The 14,073-nt window shown below is 70.9% G+C and carries 13 protein-coding genes; 6 read left to right on the top strand and 7 right to left on the bottom strand.

Annotated features, from left to right (window positions below; translation table 11 throughout):
- The first annotated feature begins 4 nt into the window (after positions 1-4).
- The 3 genes from yajC (at position 5) to secF (ending at position 3,680) form a co-directional block, all read left to right on the top strand.
- Entirely contained in the window at positions 5-478 is a 474-nt protein-coding gene (gene yajC, locus BLS99_RS01800; protein ID WP_218126157.1) for a preprotein translocase subunit YajC, read from the top strand.
- 166 nt (positions 479-644) lie between these two features.
- Positions 645-2,483 carry a protein translocase subunit SecD gene (gene secD, locus BLS99_RS01795; RefSeq protein WP_143034655.1) on the top strand — a complete coding sequence of 613 codons (1,839 nt, stop codon included), beginning with the start codon at positions 645-647 and terminating at the stop codon, positions 2,481-2,483.
- Positions 2,484-2,489: 6 nt separating this feature from the next.
- Entirely contained in the window at positions 2,490-3,680 is a 1,191-nt protein-coding gene (gene secF, locus BLS99_RS01790; RefSeq protein WP_091042514.1) for a protein translocase subunit SecF, read from the top strand.
- A 100-nt stretch (positions 3,681-3,780) separates the two neighbouring features.
- On the opposite strand, the gene BLS99_RS01785 is transcribed toward secF, so the two are convergent.
- Positions 3,781-3,972: a YtxH domain-containing protein gene (locus BLS99_RS01785; protein ID WP_091042511.1), complete on the bottom strand. Its 192-nt coding sequence runs from the start codon at positions 3,970-3,972 to the stop codon at positions 3,781-3,783.
- Between the two features lie 144 nt (positions 3,973-4,116).
- Here BLS99_RS01785 and BLS99_RS01780 point away from each other — a divergent pair, with 144 nt between their 5' ends.
- The gene (locus BLS99_RS01780; protein WP_091042508.1) at positions 4,117-5,319 is read left to right on the top strand and encodes an FAD-dependent monooxygenase; all 1,203 of its coding nucleotides are present in this window, start codon (positions 4,117-4,119) and stop codon (positions 5,317-5,319) included.
- A 76-nt stretch (positions 5,320-5,395) separates the two neighbouring features.
- On the opposite strand, the gene BLS99_RS01775 is transcribed toward BLS99_RS01780, so the two are convergent.
- The 4 genes from BLS99_RS01775 to BLS99_RS01760 all read right to left on the bottom strand — a co-directional run bounded on the left by BLS99_RS01775 (position 5,396) and on the right by BLS99_RS01760 (position 9,720).
- Complete coding sequence (locus BLS99_RS01775; RefSeq protein WP_091042504.1) at positions 5,396-5,869, bottom strand: hypothetical protein; 474 nt, start codon at positions 5,867-5,869, stop codon at positions 5,396-5,398.
- Between the two features lie 66 nt (positions 5,870-5,935).
- Positions 5,936-8,401, bottom strand: a complete 2,466-nt coding sequence (locus BLS99_RS01770; protein WP_091042501.1) for a RelA/SpoT family protein — start codon at positions 8,399-8,401, stop codon at positions 5,936-5,938.
- A gap of 63 nt (positions 8,402-8,464) precedes the next feature.
- Positions 8,465-9,358: a peptidylprolyl isomerase gene (locus tag BLS99_RS26730; RefSeq protein WP_143034654.1), complete on the bottom strand. Its 894-nt coding sequence runs from the start codon at positions 9,356-9,358 to the stop codon at positions 8,465-8,467.
- Between the two features lie 32 nt (positions 9,359-9,390).
- A complete protein-coding gene (locus BLS99_RS01760) occupies positions 9,391-9,720 on the bottom strand; it encodes a hypothetical protein (protein ID WP_091042496.1) in 330 nt (109 codons plus the stop codon).
- Positions 9,721-9,843: 123 nt separating this feature from the next.
- On the opposite strand from BLS99_RS01760, the gene BLS99_RS01755 reads away from it, so the two are divergent.
- Positions 9,844-10,515 carry an MBL fold metallo-hydrolase gene (locus BLS99_RS01755; protein ID WP_091042494.1) on the top strand — a complete coding sequence of 224 codons (672 nt, stop codon included), beginning with the start codon at positions 9,844-9,846 and terminating at the stop codon, positions 10,513-10,515.
- A 49-nt stretch (positions 10,516-10,564) separates the two neighbouring features.
- Positions 10,565-11,890 (top strand): histidine--tRNA ligase, encoded by a 1,326-nt coding sequence (gene hisS, locus BLS99_RS01750; protein ID WP_091042491.1) that lies wholly within the window; start codon positions 10,565-10,567, stop codon positions 11,888-11,890.
- A gap of 51 nt (positions 11,891-11,941) precedes the next feature.
- On the opposite strand, the gene BLS99_RS01745 is transcribed toward hisS, so the two are convergent.
- The gene (locus BLS99_RS01745; protein WP_091042487.1) at positions 11,942-12,781 is read right to left on the bottom strand and encodes an SDR family NAD(P)-dependent oxidoreductase; all 840 of its coding nucleotides are present in this window, start codon (positions 12,779-12,781) and stop codon (positions 11,942-11,944) included.
- Between the two features lie 74 nt (positions 12,782-12,855).
- Positions 12,856-14,052, bottom strand: coding sequence for an NAD(P)/FAD-dependent oxidoreductase (locus BLS99_RS01740; RefSeq protein ID WP_091042484.1), 1,197 nt, complete (start codon positions 14,050-14,052; stop codon positions 12,856-12,858).
- Positions 14,053-14,073: the final 21 nt, after the last annotated feature.

Raw genomic sequence — 14,073 nt, 5'->3', positions numbered from 1 at the left:
GACCGTGACCACCACGACGAAAGGCACCACCGTGCTCGCATCCGCAGACGTCCTCGCGCAGGACAGCGCCAGCGGCTCCAACCTCATGTTCATCATCATGATCGTCGGCTTCATCGCCCTCATGTACTTCGTGATGATTCGCCCGCAGAAGAAGCGGCAGCGCGAGCAGCAGGACATGCAGAGCAACGTCCAGCCCGGTGCCCGCGTCATGACCATCGGCGGCCTCTACGGCACCGTCGTCGACTCCGACGACGAGACCATCACCATCGAGGCCAGCGACGACACCTTCCTCGTCTTCGCCCGCCAGGCCGTCGCCAAGGTCGTCACCCCCGCCGAGACCGAGCCCGAGGCCGTCGAGGAGACCGTCACCGAAGCCGACGCGACCCTCACCGACGAGGACCTCGAGAAGCTCGCCAACGGCGAGGACAAGACCGACGGCGACAAGCACACCGGGAAGTCGGACCGCAAGGAGTACTAGGCCCTGCACGCCCTTTGCGGCACCCGTCCTAGAATGAGCCCCGCCGAGGGTACGTGTGCGAGCCCACTCCCTCCGGCCCGCCCCCGCGGCGGGTCGGCGCCCGCTACCGTCTGCGCGGTCGCACTGCGCCCGCCCCTGTCCGAGTTCTGAGGAAGAGACCGAACCATTGGCTTCAGTAACGGGCGCTGACCGCCCACGGAAGAAGATCCAGCGCAAGCGCCTGGCAGTCGCCCCCTACTTCGTGGCGCTGCTCGCGGTGCTCGCGGTCCTGTGGGTGTCCGCGCTGGCGGGTTCCGGGTGGAAGTTCCCCACGCCGAAGCTCGGGCTCGACCTGCAGGGCGGCCTGTCCATGACCCTCACGGCCTACCAGCAGGGCAGCGACGAGCCGCCCTCGGCCGAGACCATGGAGCAGGCCCGCCAGATCATCGAGAACCGCGTCAACTCGACCGGCGTCTCCGAGCCCGAGGTCTACGTCGAGGGCAATGAGAACATCGTCGTGAACGTGGCCGGCGACGACATCGACGAAGAGGCCCTGCGCGACGTCGGCGCCCCCGCCGAACTGCGGTTCCGCATCGTCACCAACTCGACGATGGACACCTCCGCGCTCGAAGAGGCCCTGGCCGAGGAGACCCCCACCGAGGAACCGACCGACGCCGCGTCCGAGACGCCCACCGAGGAGGGCTCCGAGAGCCCCACCGCCGAGGGCTCCGAGACCCCCACCGAGGAGACCACGAGCGAGGACGCGTCCGGTTCGGGCCAGGCCCCGACCACCGAGGACGAGGCCGCCACGCTCGACGACGTGTGGGCGAAGGTCGGCGCCGACGCCGCTGCGACCGCCCAGGCCCTCACCGCGGCCCCCGCCGACGAGGCCACCATGGCGCTCCTGGAGCCCTTCGGCGAGCTCAGCCCCGAAGAGGTCTCGCTCCTCCCGGCGAACGTCCAGTTCTTCGTCCCGCAGATCACTTGCGACCAGCTCGACAACCGGCCGCCCGGCGCCGTCCAGCAGGCCGACATCGAGGTCGTGGCGTGCTCGGCCCCCGAGCCCTACTCGCCCGACGACCCCTCGCTGACCGTCTCCTACAAGTACCTGCTCCAGCCGGCCACCGTGCTCGGCTCGGACGTCACGCAGGCCGACGTCGGCACCGACCAGGCCAACCCGAACATGTTCGTCGTCAACGTCCAGTTCTCCTCCTCCGGGGCCGAGAACTGGGGCGCCCTCACCGCCGAGAACACCGGCTCGCAGGTCGCGATCGTCCTCGACAACGAGGTCGTCAGCGCCCCCACGATCCAGGAGGCGTCGACGAACTCGACGCAGATCTCCGGCGACTTCACCGCCGACGACGCCAACCAGCTCGCCGACCAGCTCAACTTCGGCTCGCTGCCGACCACGTTCGTGGTCGAGACCGTCAACGAGGTCACCGCCACCCTCGGCGTCGACCAGCTCGAAGCGGGCATGTACGCGATGCTCCTCGGCCTCATCCTGGTGTTCCTGTACTCGATGCTCTACTACCGCCTCATGGGCTTCGTGGTCCTCGGCTCGCTCATCGTCGCCACCGCCGTGCTCTACCCGGCGATCGCGCTCCTGGGCTCCCAGGTCGGCCTCACGCTGACCCTCGCCGGCGTCGCGGGCTTCGTGGTCTCGATCGGCATCACCGCCGACTCGTTCATCGTGTACTTCGAACGCATCAAGGAGGAGATGGCCGGGGGCCGCTCGGCCCGCTCCGCCATCCCCCGCGCCTGGGTGCGCGCCCGGCGGACGATCCTGTCCGCGAACGCCATCTCGATGATCTCCGCGGTCGTCCTGTACATCCTGGCCATCGGCCCGGTCCGCGCGTTCGCCTTCTCGCTCGGCATCTCCACGATCGTCGACGTCATGATCGTCTTCCTGTTCACCCACCCGATCGCCGAATGGCTCTCGCGCGGGAGGGTCCTCAACAGCCGGGCCATGTCCGGCCTGCACACCAAGACCGCCCCCGTCGCCGGCGACGCGGCCGCGAAAGGCTAAGGACCGATGAGCACCAAGCAGACCGAGAAGCGGCCGAACCTCCTCAGCCAGCTCTACCGCGGCGAGACGAACTTCCAGTTCATCGCCAACCGCAAGCGGTTCTACCTCGCCTCCGGGATCGTCATCGCCGCCCTCGTGGTCGTCATGATCTTCAAGGGCTTCGTCCTCGGCATCGACTTCGCCGGCGGCGTCCAGTACGCCGTCCCCGCGGCCGACACCTCCGCGTCCCTGGAGGACGTCGAGAACGCCGCCGAGGAGGCGGGCGCCGAGGTCGGCACCGGCCAGGTCGCCGGCTCCGGCGACGGCCGGTCCTACATCATCCGCGTCGGCGAGCTCGAAGGCGACCAGTCCACGGCCGTCCGCGACGCCATGGCCGAGGCGGCGGGCATCGGGGCCGACTCGATCTCCGTCTCCGAGGTCTCCGCGACCTGGGGCGCGGCCGTGTCCAAGCAGGCCCTCATCGCCCTCATCGTGTTCCTGGTGCTGGTCTCGGCCTTCATCTGGATCAGGTACGAGCGGCGCATGGCGATCGCCTCCCTGGGCGCGCTCGCGCACGACATCGTCATCACCGTCGGCATCTACTCGCTCGTCGGCTTCGAGATCACGCCCTCCACGATCGTCGGCCTGCTGACGATCCTCGGGTACTCGATCTACGACACCGTCGTCGTCTTCGACAAGGTCCAGGAGAACACCGCGCAGCTGCTCAAGTCGCGCAACCAGACCTTCGCCGAGGCCGTCAACGACGCGGTCAACCAGACGCTCATGCGCTCGATCAACACTTCCATCATCGGCGTGCTGCCGGTGGCGGCGCTGCTGTTCGTCGGCGTGGGCGCCCTGGGCGTCGGCACCCTGAAGGACCTGGCGCTCGTGCTGTTCGTCGGCATGATCGTCGGCGCGTACTCCTCGATCTTCCTGGCCGCCCCGTGGGTGGTCGACCTGGCCGAGCGCAGCGCCGCCTTCCAGCGCCACAACAAGAAGGTCGCCACCGCCCGCGCGGCGGGGGAGAAGCCCGAGAAGCCGGCCCGCAAGAACGCGGACGGCGACGAGGACGACGACCGCCTGGAGCTGGCCAAGACCGACGACATCCCGCTGGAGCTGCTGGAGGAGCCGGTCAAGTCCGGCAGCTCGGCCCGCTCCGGCCCGTCCCGGTCGCCGCAGAACCGCCCGAGCGGCGCCAAGAAGCGCAAGCGGCGCTAAAAGGGATTCAACACGCACGGAACGGCGGGCGGACCTTTCGGTCCGCCCGCCGTTCGCAGCTGGCCGGCTCAACGGGAGCCCGGACTTCCGGACCGGTGCGCTACTGCGCGCCCTTGTCGCCCTTGAACTTGCCGAGCAGGCCCTGGGCCTTCTCCTTGACCTGGTCCGACACGTCGTCCAGCTTGTCGCCCATCGGCGATTCCTTGGCCTTGTTGTACAGGTCCTCGGCCTTGTCCTTGGCGTCGTCGGCCATGTCGCCGGCCTTGTCCTTGAACTCGTTGAACTTGTCCACGTGAACCCCTCCCTACGTGATTCGGCTTCACTATATGAGCGGATCAGGGGCTCCGAAGAGGTTTCCCCGTACATCCCCGGTCGAATCCAGAACGCTACCGGAGGGTGACGCGGGAGGGGCCGGTTGCGCCATACCGTCGCGACCATGACGAACCCACTGCTCAGCAAGGCCCGGACCGCCCTGGTCATCGGCGGCGGCGTGGCCGGCCCGGTCGCCGCCCTCGCCCTGCGCAAGGCCGGCATCGACGCGCAGGTCTTCGAGGCGTACCGGCCCGGCACCGGCTCCCGGGGCGGGCCGCTCACGCTCGCCGCGAACGGCCTGAACGCCCTGCGCCTGGTCGGCGCCGACGTCGACGTGGCCGCCGAGGGCATCCCCACGCCGCGCATGGTCATCCACTCCGGCTCGGGCAAGGTCCTGGGCACCGTCGAGTCCGACCCGGCCCTCCCGGCCGTCACCACGGTCTCACGGGGCCGCATCGCCGAGATCCTCCAGGCCCGCGCCGAGGCCGAAGGCGTCCCCGTGGTCCACGGCAAGCGCTTCGAGGGCGCCGTCGACACCGGCCGCAGCGTCATCGCCCAGTTCGACGACCACACCACCGCCGAGGCCGACGTGCTCATCGGCTGCGACGGCATCCGCTCCGCGGTCCGCCGCCTCATCGACCCCGCCGCGCCCGAGCCCCGCTACACCGGCCTCATCGGCCTCGGCGGGTTCATCGAAAGGCGCAGCACCGAAGGCCCCGCGGTCCCCGACACCGGCGGCGCCTTCCACATGGTCTTCGGCCGCCGCGCCTTCTTCGGCCACATCGGCGACGGCACGCGCACCGGCTGGTTCGCGAACCTGCCTTACAAGCGCCTCGACCGCGACGACCTCCGCGCGACCACCTACGAGCAGTGGATCGCCCGCCTGCGCACCGCCTTCGCCGACGACACCGGGCCCATGCTGCGGATCCTCGACCACGTGACGCCCGAGGCCTTCATCCCCGCGTTGCCGCTCGAAGACCTCCCGCACGTGCCCGTCTGGAGCCGCGGCCGCATCGCCCTCGTCGGCGACGCCGCCCACGCGACCTCGCCCTCCTCGGGCCAGGGCGCGAGCCTCGCCGCCGAATCCGCGGTCGAACTCGCCCGGTCCCTGCGCGACCTCCCGATCGCCGAGGCGTTCACCGCCTACGAGCGGGGCCGCCGCGCCCGCGTCGAACGCGTCATCGCCGAAGCCGCCCGCACCAACCAGTCCAAGGCCGCCGGCCCCCTCGCCGCCCGCTTCCGCGACGCCCTCATGCCCTTCTTCATGTCCCGCTTCGCCACCCCCGAACGCTCCGCCTGGCAGCACGGCTACACGATCGACTGGTGACCGGTGCGGCGACGGGGGACCGGGTGGCACGCCGAAGGCCCGCACCCCCCAGGAGCGCGGGCCTTTCGCATGTCACTCAGCGCTGGAGCGCGCGCTCGAGGTCGTCGAGGAACATGCGCTCGTTCTCGGTGACGGCGACCTTGCGGCTGAAGAGGCCGCCCTCGCGGGTCTTGACGGCCTTCGCGACCTCGGTGGCGAGGTGGAGCAGCCAGGCGGTGTACGCATCGGCGTCGGCGGGGTCGGCCTTGCGGTGCAGGAGGTCGGCGACCTCGCCGGCGAGCTTCAGGGCCTCGGTCATCGCGGCGTCGTCCACGGGGAGGTCCGCGTCGTGCTCGAGGCCGCGCTGCTTGAGCGCCAGCGCCACCGACTTGACGAACGCGTTCTCGTGCTTCTGCGCCTGCTTGAAGACCTTCGCGCCCGCGGTGACCTCCTTGAGGAACACCAGGGCGTTCGTCGAGCCGTCGGAGACGACGGCCCCCTTCAGCACCACTCCGGGCGTGTTCACGATCAGGGCGCGCTCGTCGTCTGCGAATTGGGACAGCTCGGGCATGGTCTGGCTCTCTGGTGTGCGCTGGTCTCGGACCGGCACACCATATCCCGGTCGGGCGAGCGCGGCTCAGGTGCGTTCTGCGCCGGTGAGCCGGTAGGCGTCGTAGACGCCGTCGACCTTGCGGATGACCTTGATGATGTGGTCCAGGTGCTCGGGGTTCGCCATCTCGAACGTGAAGCGCGACAGAGCGACCCGGTCCCGGGTGGTGGTCACGGTGGCCGACAGGATCGAGACGCGCTCTCCTGAGAGGACCTGGGTGACGTCGGCGAGCAGCCGGTGCCGGTCGAGGGCCTCGACCTGCACCGTCGCCACGAACGTCGCCTGGTCGTCCTCATGGGACCAGTGCACCTCCAGGACCCGGTCGGGCTGGAGCTCGATGCGCTCCTCGGCGTTCTCGCAGTCCCTGCGGTGCACCGAGATCACGTGGTACCTGGTGGCGAAGCCGATGATGGAGTCGCCGGGGATCGGGTTGCAGCAGTGCGCGAGGCGCACCGGCATCTCGCCCTCTTCCATGCCGGCGACGGTGACGGCGGCGTGGATGTCGCCGTGGGCCTCGGGGACGATGCGGGCGGGCTGGGTCGGGGCGGTGGCCTCGGCCATGTCCTCGGCGGCGCCCTCGGCCCCGCCCTGGACCTCGAGGAGCTTCTGCACGACCGCGGAGGCGGTGATGTGGTGCTCGCCGAGGGCCGCGTACAGGGCCTCGACGTCCTTGAGGTTGAGGTCCTTGGCGAGTGAGGTGAGGTTGTCGTGGGTGAGCATCCGCTGGAGCGGCAGGCGGCGCTTGCGCATGGCGCGCGTGAGCTCGTCCTTGCCCAGTTCGATGGCCTCTTCGCGCCGTTCGCGCTTGAAGTGCTGCTTGATCTTGGTGCGGGCGCGGGGGCTCTTGACGAACGCGAGCCAGTCCTCGCTGGGGGTGGCGTTCTCGGAGTTCGAGGTGAAGACCTCGACCACGTCGCCGTTGGAGAGCGTCGACTCCAGGGGCACGATCTTGCCGTTGACCTGGGCGCCGATGCAGCGGTTGCCGACCTCGGTGTGCACGGCGTACGCGAAGTCCACGGGGGTGGACCCGGCGGGCAGTGCGATGACGTCGCCCTTGGGCGTGAACACGTACGCCTCGGAGGAGGCGAGGTCGAAGCGGAGCGCGTCGAGGAACTCGGAGGGGTCGGCGGCCTCGCGCTGCCAGTCGAGGAGCTGGCGCAGCCACGCCATGTCGTCGATGTGCGCGGGCGGGCCGGCGACGGTGGAGTTCTTGGTCTCCTTGTACTTCCAGTGCGCGGCGATGCCGTACTCGGCGGTGCGGTGCATGGCCCAGGTGCGGATCTGCATCTCGACGGGCTTGCCGTTCGGGCCGATCACGGTGGTGTGCAGCGACTGGTACATGTTGAACTTGGGCATCGCGATGTAGTCCTTGAAGCGCCCCGGCACCGGCTGCCAGTTCGCGTGGATCACCCCGAGGGCCGCGTAGCAGTCCCGCTCGTCCTCGACGAGGATGCGCAGGCCGACGAGGTCGTAGATGTCGTTGAAGTCGCGGCCGCGGACGATCATCTTCTGGTAGATCGAGTACAGGTGCTTCGGCCGCCCGGAGACCTCGGCCTTGATGCGCGAGCCCTTGAGGTGGTCCTTGACCTGGGCCACGACCTGCTGGAGGAGCATCTCGCGCTGCGGGGAGTGCTCGGAGACCAGGCGGGCGATCTCGGCGTAGCGCTTCTTGTAGAGGGTGGCGAAGGACAGGTCCTCCAGCTCCCACTTGATGGTGTTCATGCCGAGCCGGTGGGCCAGCGGCGCGAGGATCTCGAGCGTCTCGCGGGCCTTCTGCTCCTGCTTCTCGGGCGGCAGGAACGTGAGCGTGCGCATGTTGTGGAGCCGGTCGGCGAGCTTGATGACGAGGACGCGCGGGTCCTTCGCCATGGCGACGACCATCTTGCGGATCGTCTCGGCCTTGGCGGCGTCGCCGAGCTTGACCTTGTCGAGCTTGGTGACGCCGTCGACCAGGAGCGCGACCTCGCCGCCGAACTCGTCGCCGAGTTCGTCGAGCTGGTAGTCGGTGTCCTCGACGGTGTCGTGGAGGAGCGCGGCCACGAGCGTGTTCGTGTCCATGCCGAGTTCGGCGAGGATGGAGGCGACGGCGAGCGGGTGCGTGATGTACGGGTCGCCGGACTTGCGGAACTGCCCGTTGTGCAGCTGCTCGGCGCGCGTGTACGCCTGCTGGAGCAGCCGGACGTCGGCGCGGGGGTGCGCGGCCCGGTGGGCCGCGACGAGGGGTTCCAGGACCTCAGGGAGGGTCGAGGACTGCCAGGGCGCGTTGAAGCGCGCCAGCCGGGCCCGCATGCGGCGCCCGGTCGGGGGCCCGGTGGGCCCGCCCGACGTGGGCGCGGCGTCAGCGGGTCTGCCGGATGCGGCTCGCTCGGTCACCACGCACGCCTCCTCGTTCTCCCACGGCACTGCCTGTTCACGGCCGCGGTGCGGCCTGGCCTTCTCGCGGCCGCGGCGCGGCCTGCCCTCGCACAGCCTCAACAAGGCCGCGACACGCATTAATCCTAGCCGCGCGGCGCGGGCCGGGCCGCCAGCGCTGCCCGGTCCGCGCCCGCGACTGGATCACATGACGCCCGCGGCGGCGACCTGCTCGACGATGTCCAGGCCGGAGGTGATGGTGCCGAGGATCGTGTAGTCGGCGGGGAGCGTGGTGTCCTCGTAGACGATGAAGAACTGGCTGCCGGTGGTGCCGGCGCCGGCGTTGGCCATCGCGATGGTCCCGGCGGGGTAGTTCGCCTCGGCCTCGACCGGGGTGTTCTCCTCGCCGTACTGGTAGCCGGGGGAGCCCGCGCCGGCCATCTCGGGCGTGCCGGCCTCGATCGCGGCGCGCGCGTCGGGGTCGCCGCACTGGAGGACCCAGATGCCGTCGGTGGTCAGGCGGTGGCACTGCTGGCCGTCGAAGTAGCCGTCCTGCGCGAGGAATGTGTAGGACCCGGCGGTGCACGGGGCCTCGGCGGTCTCGATCTTCGCGGTGATGACGCCGAGGTTGGTCACGATGGTCATCTCCTGGGTGCCGGCCGCGGGCTGCACGGCGAGCGGGACGGGGCTGGTGCCGTCCATGGAGGTGAACATGCAGGAGGCGGTGTCGGCGGCGTCCGGGGTGCTCATCTGGAGGCACTCGAGGTAGACGTCCTGGACGGGGCGGCCGTCGGTGAGGCCCTCGGCCGCGGTGCCGGTGGCGCCCTCGCCGCTGGGCTCGATCCCGTCGCAGCGGGTCGAGGCGGCCGCGGCGTCGTCGACGAGCTGCTGCACGTCGGGGTCGGTGGCGGTGCCGGAGTCGTCGCCACCGAAGATCTGGAACGCGAAGAAGGCCGCGAGTCCGAGGACCACGAGGGCCGCGACGCCCCCGATGCTCCACGCGACGGTGCGCTTGCGGCGCTCCTCCTCGGCCTTGACGGCCATGCGCTGCTGCAACTGCTGGCGGGCCGCCAGTCGCTGTGCCTGTTTCGACGCCACCGTCGGATCTCCTTCGCGCGGTTGGGGGTGTGTTACTCGGTCTCGGTCTCGGTGGGGGTCTCTTCGGCCGCGGGGCTCTCGGTCGCGCCGTCGGTCGCGGCGTCAGTGGCCGCCGGGTCGGTCGCGAGCGGGTCGACGGACTCGGTGACCTCGGAGGTCGGGACGTCCTCGACCGGCTCCTCGTCCTTGAAGAACCCGTCCTGCCAAAGGTAGGCCAGGGTCAGCACGGCGGCGACGGCGAGGAGCCCGCCCAGCGCCTGGAGCTGGCGGCGCCGGCGCAGCTTGCCCGCGAGTCGCGCGTTCTTCTTCGCGGTCGCGATGCGCTGCTTGCGCTGCTCCATGTGCTTGGACTTCGCGGGCACCTGGACTCCTCATGACGTTCGCTTGTGTTGGGGGTTACGAGTTCCGCAGTCTAACCGGGTCAAGTCAGGCGCGTCACCGCAGGATGCCCGGTGTATCCTGACCCCGCGAGGGAGGGAGAGCGGGTGCTCATCGAGACGCTGGTGGCGGATGCGTTCGGCACGAACTGCTACGTGCTGTCGCCCGGTCCCGGCGCCGAGTGCGTGGTCGTGGACCCGGGCATCGGCATCGCCCCGCGACTGGACGCCCTGCTCGGGGAGCGCGGCCTCAAGCCCGTCGCCGTCGTCCTCACCCACGGGCACCTGGACCACACGTTCTCGGTGACCCCGGTGTGCGGCGCGAACGACGTCCCCGCGTACATCCACGCCGACGACGCCCACCTGCTCGCCGACCCCGCCCAGGGCTTCAGCGCGGGCATGATGTCGCTCGTGGGCACCGGCCTCGACTGGACCGAGCCCGACGACGTGCAGGTCCTCGCCGACGGCGGCATCGTCGAGCTCGCCGGGATGCGCTTCACCGTCGACCACGCCCCCGGGCACACCGCCGGGTCCGCGATGTTCCACACCGCGGGCGACGAGGCCGCGTACACGCTCACCGGCGACGTGCTCTTCCGCGGCGCCATCGGCCGCACCGACCTGCCCGGCGGCTCCGACGCCGCCATGATGCGGACCCTGCGGACGAAGGTCCTGCCGCTGGACGACGGCATCGTCGTCCTCCCCGGGCACGGCCCGGCCACCACGATCGCGGCCGAGCGCGCCCGCAACCCGTACCTGAAGCGGGCCGCGGACGCCCATTAGGCGCCCCGCCCCCTTCTCGACGTCCGTTCCACTTTCTGAGGAGACACCCATGTCACGACCCCAGCCGCTCTCGGGCTTCCCCGAACTGCTGCCCCGGCAGCGGATCGTCGAGCAGCAGGTCGTCGACCACCTCCGCCGCGCCTTCGAGCTCCACGGCTTCGCGAACCTCCAGACACGCGCCGTCGAGCCCATGGACCAGCTCCTGCGCAAGGGCGAGACCTCCAAGGAGGTGTACGTGCTGCGCCGCCTCCAGGCCGACGAGCGCGACGCCTCCGACGCCGAGCTGGGCCTGCACTTCGACCTGACCGTGCCGTTCGCGCGGTACGTCCTGGAGAACGCCGGGAAGCTCAACTTCCCGTTCCGCCGCTACCAGATCCAGCCGGTCTGGCGCGGCGAGCGCCCCCAGGGCGGCCGCTACCGCGAGTTCTGGCAGGCCGACATCGACATCGTCGACCTCGGCGAGCTCCCGGCGCACTACGAGGTCGAGGTCGCGCTCGTCGTCGCCGACGCCCTCCGCGGCCTGCCGGTGCCGAAGGTCCGCATGCACGTGAACAACCGCAAGCTCTCGCAGGGCTTCTACCAGGGCCTGGGCATCCGCGACACCGAGGAGGCGCTGCGGATCGTCGACAAGCTCGACAAGATCGGGCCCGACGCCACCGCGAAGCTCCTCATCGACGGGGTCGACGCGACCCCCGAGCAGGCCGAGGCGTGCCTCAAGCTCGCCGCGATCCGCACCGAGGACACGTCCTTCGTCGAGCAGATCCGCGCGCTCGGCGTGACGGACCCGCTCCTCGACGAGGGCCTGACCGAACTGGCCGCCGTCGTCGACGCCGTCGCGAAGGAGGCCCCGGGGTTCGCCGTGGCCGACATGAAGATCGCGCGCGGCCTCGACTACTACACCGGCACGGTCTACGAGGTCTTCATCGAGGGCCAGGAGCACCTGGGCTCGATCTGCTCCGGCGGCCGCTACGACAAACTCGCCTCCGACGGCAAGCACACGTACCCCGGTGTGGGCCTGTCGATCGGCGTCTCGCGCCTCCTGGTGCCGCTCCTCCAGGCCGGGAGGCTCGACGCGACCCGCGAGGTGCCCACGTGCGTCCTCGTGGCCGTCGCGAACGAGGACGAGCGCCCCGACGCGAACGCGCTGGCCCAGCGCCTGCGCCGGCGCGGCGTCCCGACCCAGGTCTCGCCCTCGGCCGCGAAGTTCGGCAAGCAGATCAAGTTCGCCGACAAGCGCGGCATCCCCTTTGTCCTCTTCGTCAACGACGAGGGCACCCAGATCAAGGACATCCGCTCGGGCGACCAGGTCACCGTCGACGTCGACACCTGGAACCCCCCGGCCGAAGACCTCCACCCCCGCATCACCGCCGAATAGACCACACGAAGGCGGGCGCCCGGAGGGGCGCCCGCCTTCGGGGTGTTCGGGTCAGGCGGCCGCGCCCATCGCCTTGGCGGACAGGTCCTGCCAGTCCTCCCAGGTCTGGAGGCGGTTGGCGTACGCCTGCTGGACCATCGGGTAGAAGCCGGTGCCGAAGAGGATGCGCACGGGGGCGGTGTCGGCGTCGGCGAGTTCGAGGAGGACCCGGGCGGCGGCGGCCGGGTCGCCTGCGGGTTGCTTGCCGGTCATGGCGCCCAGGCGGGTGCGGAGCGGGTCGTAGACGGGGTTGCGCTCGGCGGTGAACCCGTTGTCGAGGGGGTCGGGGTTCTTGCCCTGGCGGGTGGCGTAGCCGCCGGGCTCGATGATGGTCACCTTGACGCCGAAGGCGGCCACCTCCGCGGCCAGGGCCTCGTTCAGGCCCTCCAGCGCCCACTTGGACGCGTGGTAGGCCCCGCCCAGCGGCATCGCGATGAGGCCCGCGGCCGACGAGAGCTGGAAGATGTGCCCGCTTCCCTGCGCCCGCAGGTGGGGGAGGACCGCCTGGACCACCCAGACGGCGCCGAACAGGTTCGTCTCCATCTGGGCGCGCAGCTCCCGCTCGGACAGCTCCTCGACCGCCCCGACCTGGGCGTACCCGGCGTTGTTGACGACCACGTCGATCCGCCCGAAATGCCCCACCGCCTTCTCGACGGCCGCGGCGACCGCGGCCCGGTCGGTGACGTCCATGGCGAGCGGCAGGACCGCCTCGCCGTACCGCTCCGCCAGGACGGCGAGGCTCTCGGTGCTGCGGGCGGTGGCGGCGACGCGGTCGCCGCGGCCCAGGGCCGCCTCGACGAACTCGCGGCCGAGACCGCGGGACGAACCGGTGACGAACCAGACCTTGCTCATGACTGTTCCCTTGCTGCCGTAGAAAATTCGAGGTGAGAAGGGCCCGGGCGGAAGGCCGCCCCGGCCCGGTGGGGTCAGGCCAGGGCCCTGACGGCGCTGCCTTCTGGCCGGGCGGCCTTCGCAATGCGGCGGCGCCGCACCGGCATCCCGTAGGTCGGGTTGGCGACGCCCCAGGCCGCGCCCTTGCAGATGAGCTCCTTGTAGCGGGCGGCGAGGGGCCCGCGCAGCGAACCCGAACGGGCGCGGTCGTCGCCGTGGACGTACTGGATCAGGCCCTCCTTGCGGCCCAGGCTGATGCACTGGTTGAAGTACCCCAGCGGCGCCCGGCCCGGCCTGGTCCCGGTGAGGCGGGCGACGATCGCCTCGGCGGCGTTCTGGGCCATCGGGATGCCCGAGGCGCACGACATGCGCAGCGGCGAACCCGAGTCGCCCATCGCGTAGCCCGCGTCGCCCACGGCGAACACGTCCGGGTGCGACACCGAGGCCATGTCCCGGTCGACCACGATCTGGCCGCGCCCGGTGGTCTCCATGGTCGTGGCCGCCGCGATCGGGTGGACGGCGAAGCCCGTGGTCCACACGGTCGCCGCGCTGTCGATGGCGGTGCCGTCGGCGGTGACGACCGCGTCGGGGCGGACCTCGGCCACGTCGGCGTGCTCGTGGACCCGGATGCCGAGCTTCGCGAAGACCTTCCGCAGGTGCGCCTGCGCCTTGGGCGAGACCCAGTCGCCGAGGCCGCCGCGGGCGACGAGTGCGACCTTCAGGTCGGGCCGGGCCTCGGCGAACTCGGTGGCCGCCTCGACCCCGGTGAGCCCGCCGCCCACCACGGTCACCGTCTGGCCGGCGTCCAGGCGGGCCAGGCGCTCCCGCAGTTTCAGCGCACCGGGGCGGCTCGCGATCTCGTAGGCGTGCTCGGCGGCGCCGGGGACGCCGTGGTCGGTCCAGCCGCTGCCCAGGGCGTACACGAGCGTGTCGTACGCCAGGGTCTCGGCGCCGCCGGCCCCGGTGAGCGCGACGGTCTTGGCGTCGGCGTCGACGGCGGTGACCTTCGCGAGCTTGAGTTCGACCCCGGTGCCTGCGAACATCTCGGCGAAGGGCCGGGGCTTGAGGTCCTGGCCGGCCGCGACCTGGTGCATGCGGACGCGCTCGACGAAGTCGGGCTCGGCGTTGACGAGGGTGATGCTGACGTCCTCGGGGCGCAGCCGCTTCGCGAGGCGGCCGGCGGCGAAGGCGCCGGTGTAGCCGGCTCCGAGGACGATGATGCGGTGCTCCATGGTCTCGCTCCTGTCTGGTTC

This window comes from Glycomyces sambucus, from assembly GCF_900102815.1.
Taxonomy (GTDB): domain Bacteria; phylum Actinomycetota; class Actinomycetes; order Mycobacteriales; family Micromonosporaceae; genus Glycomyces; species Glycomyces sambucus.
The sequence above is the reverse complement of the archived record's forward strand: the minus strand, read 5'-3'. Positions and strand labels throughout refer to the sequence as shown.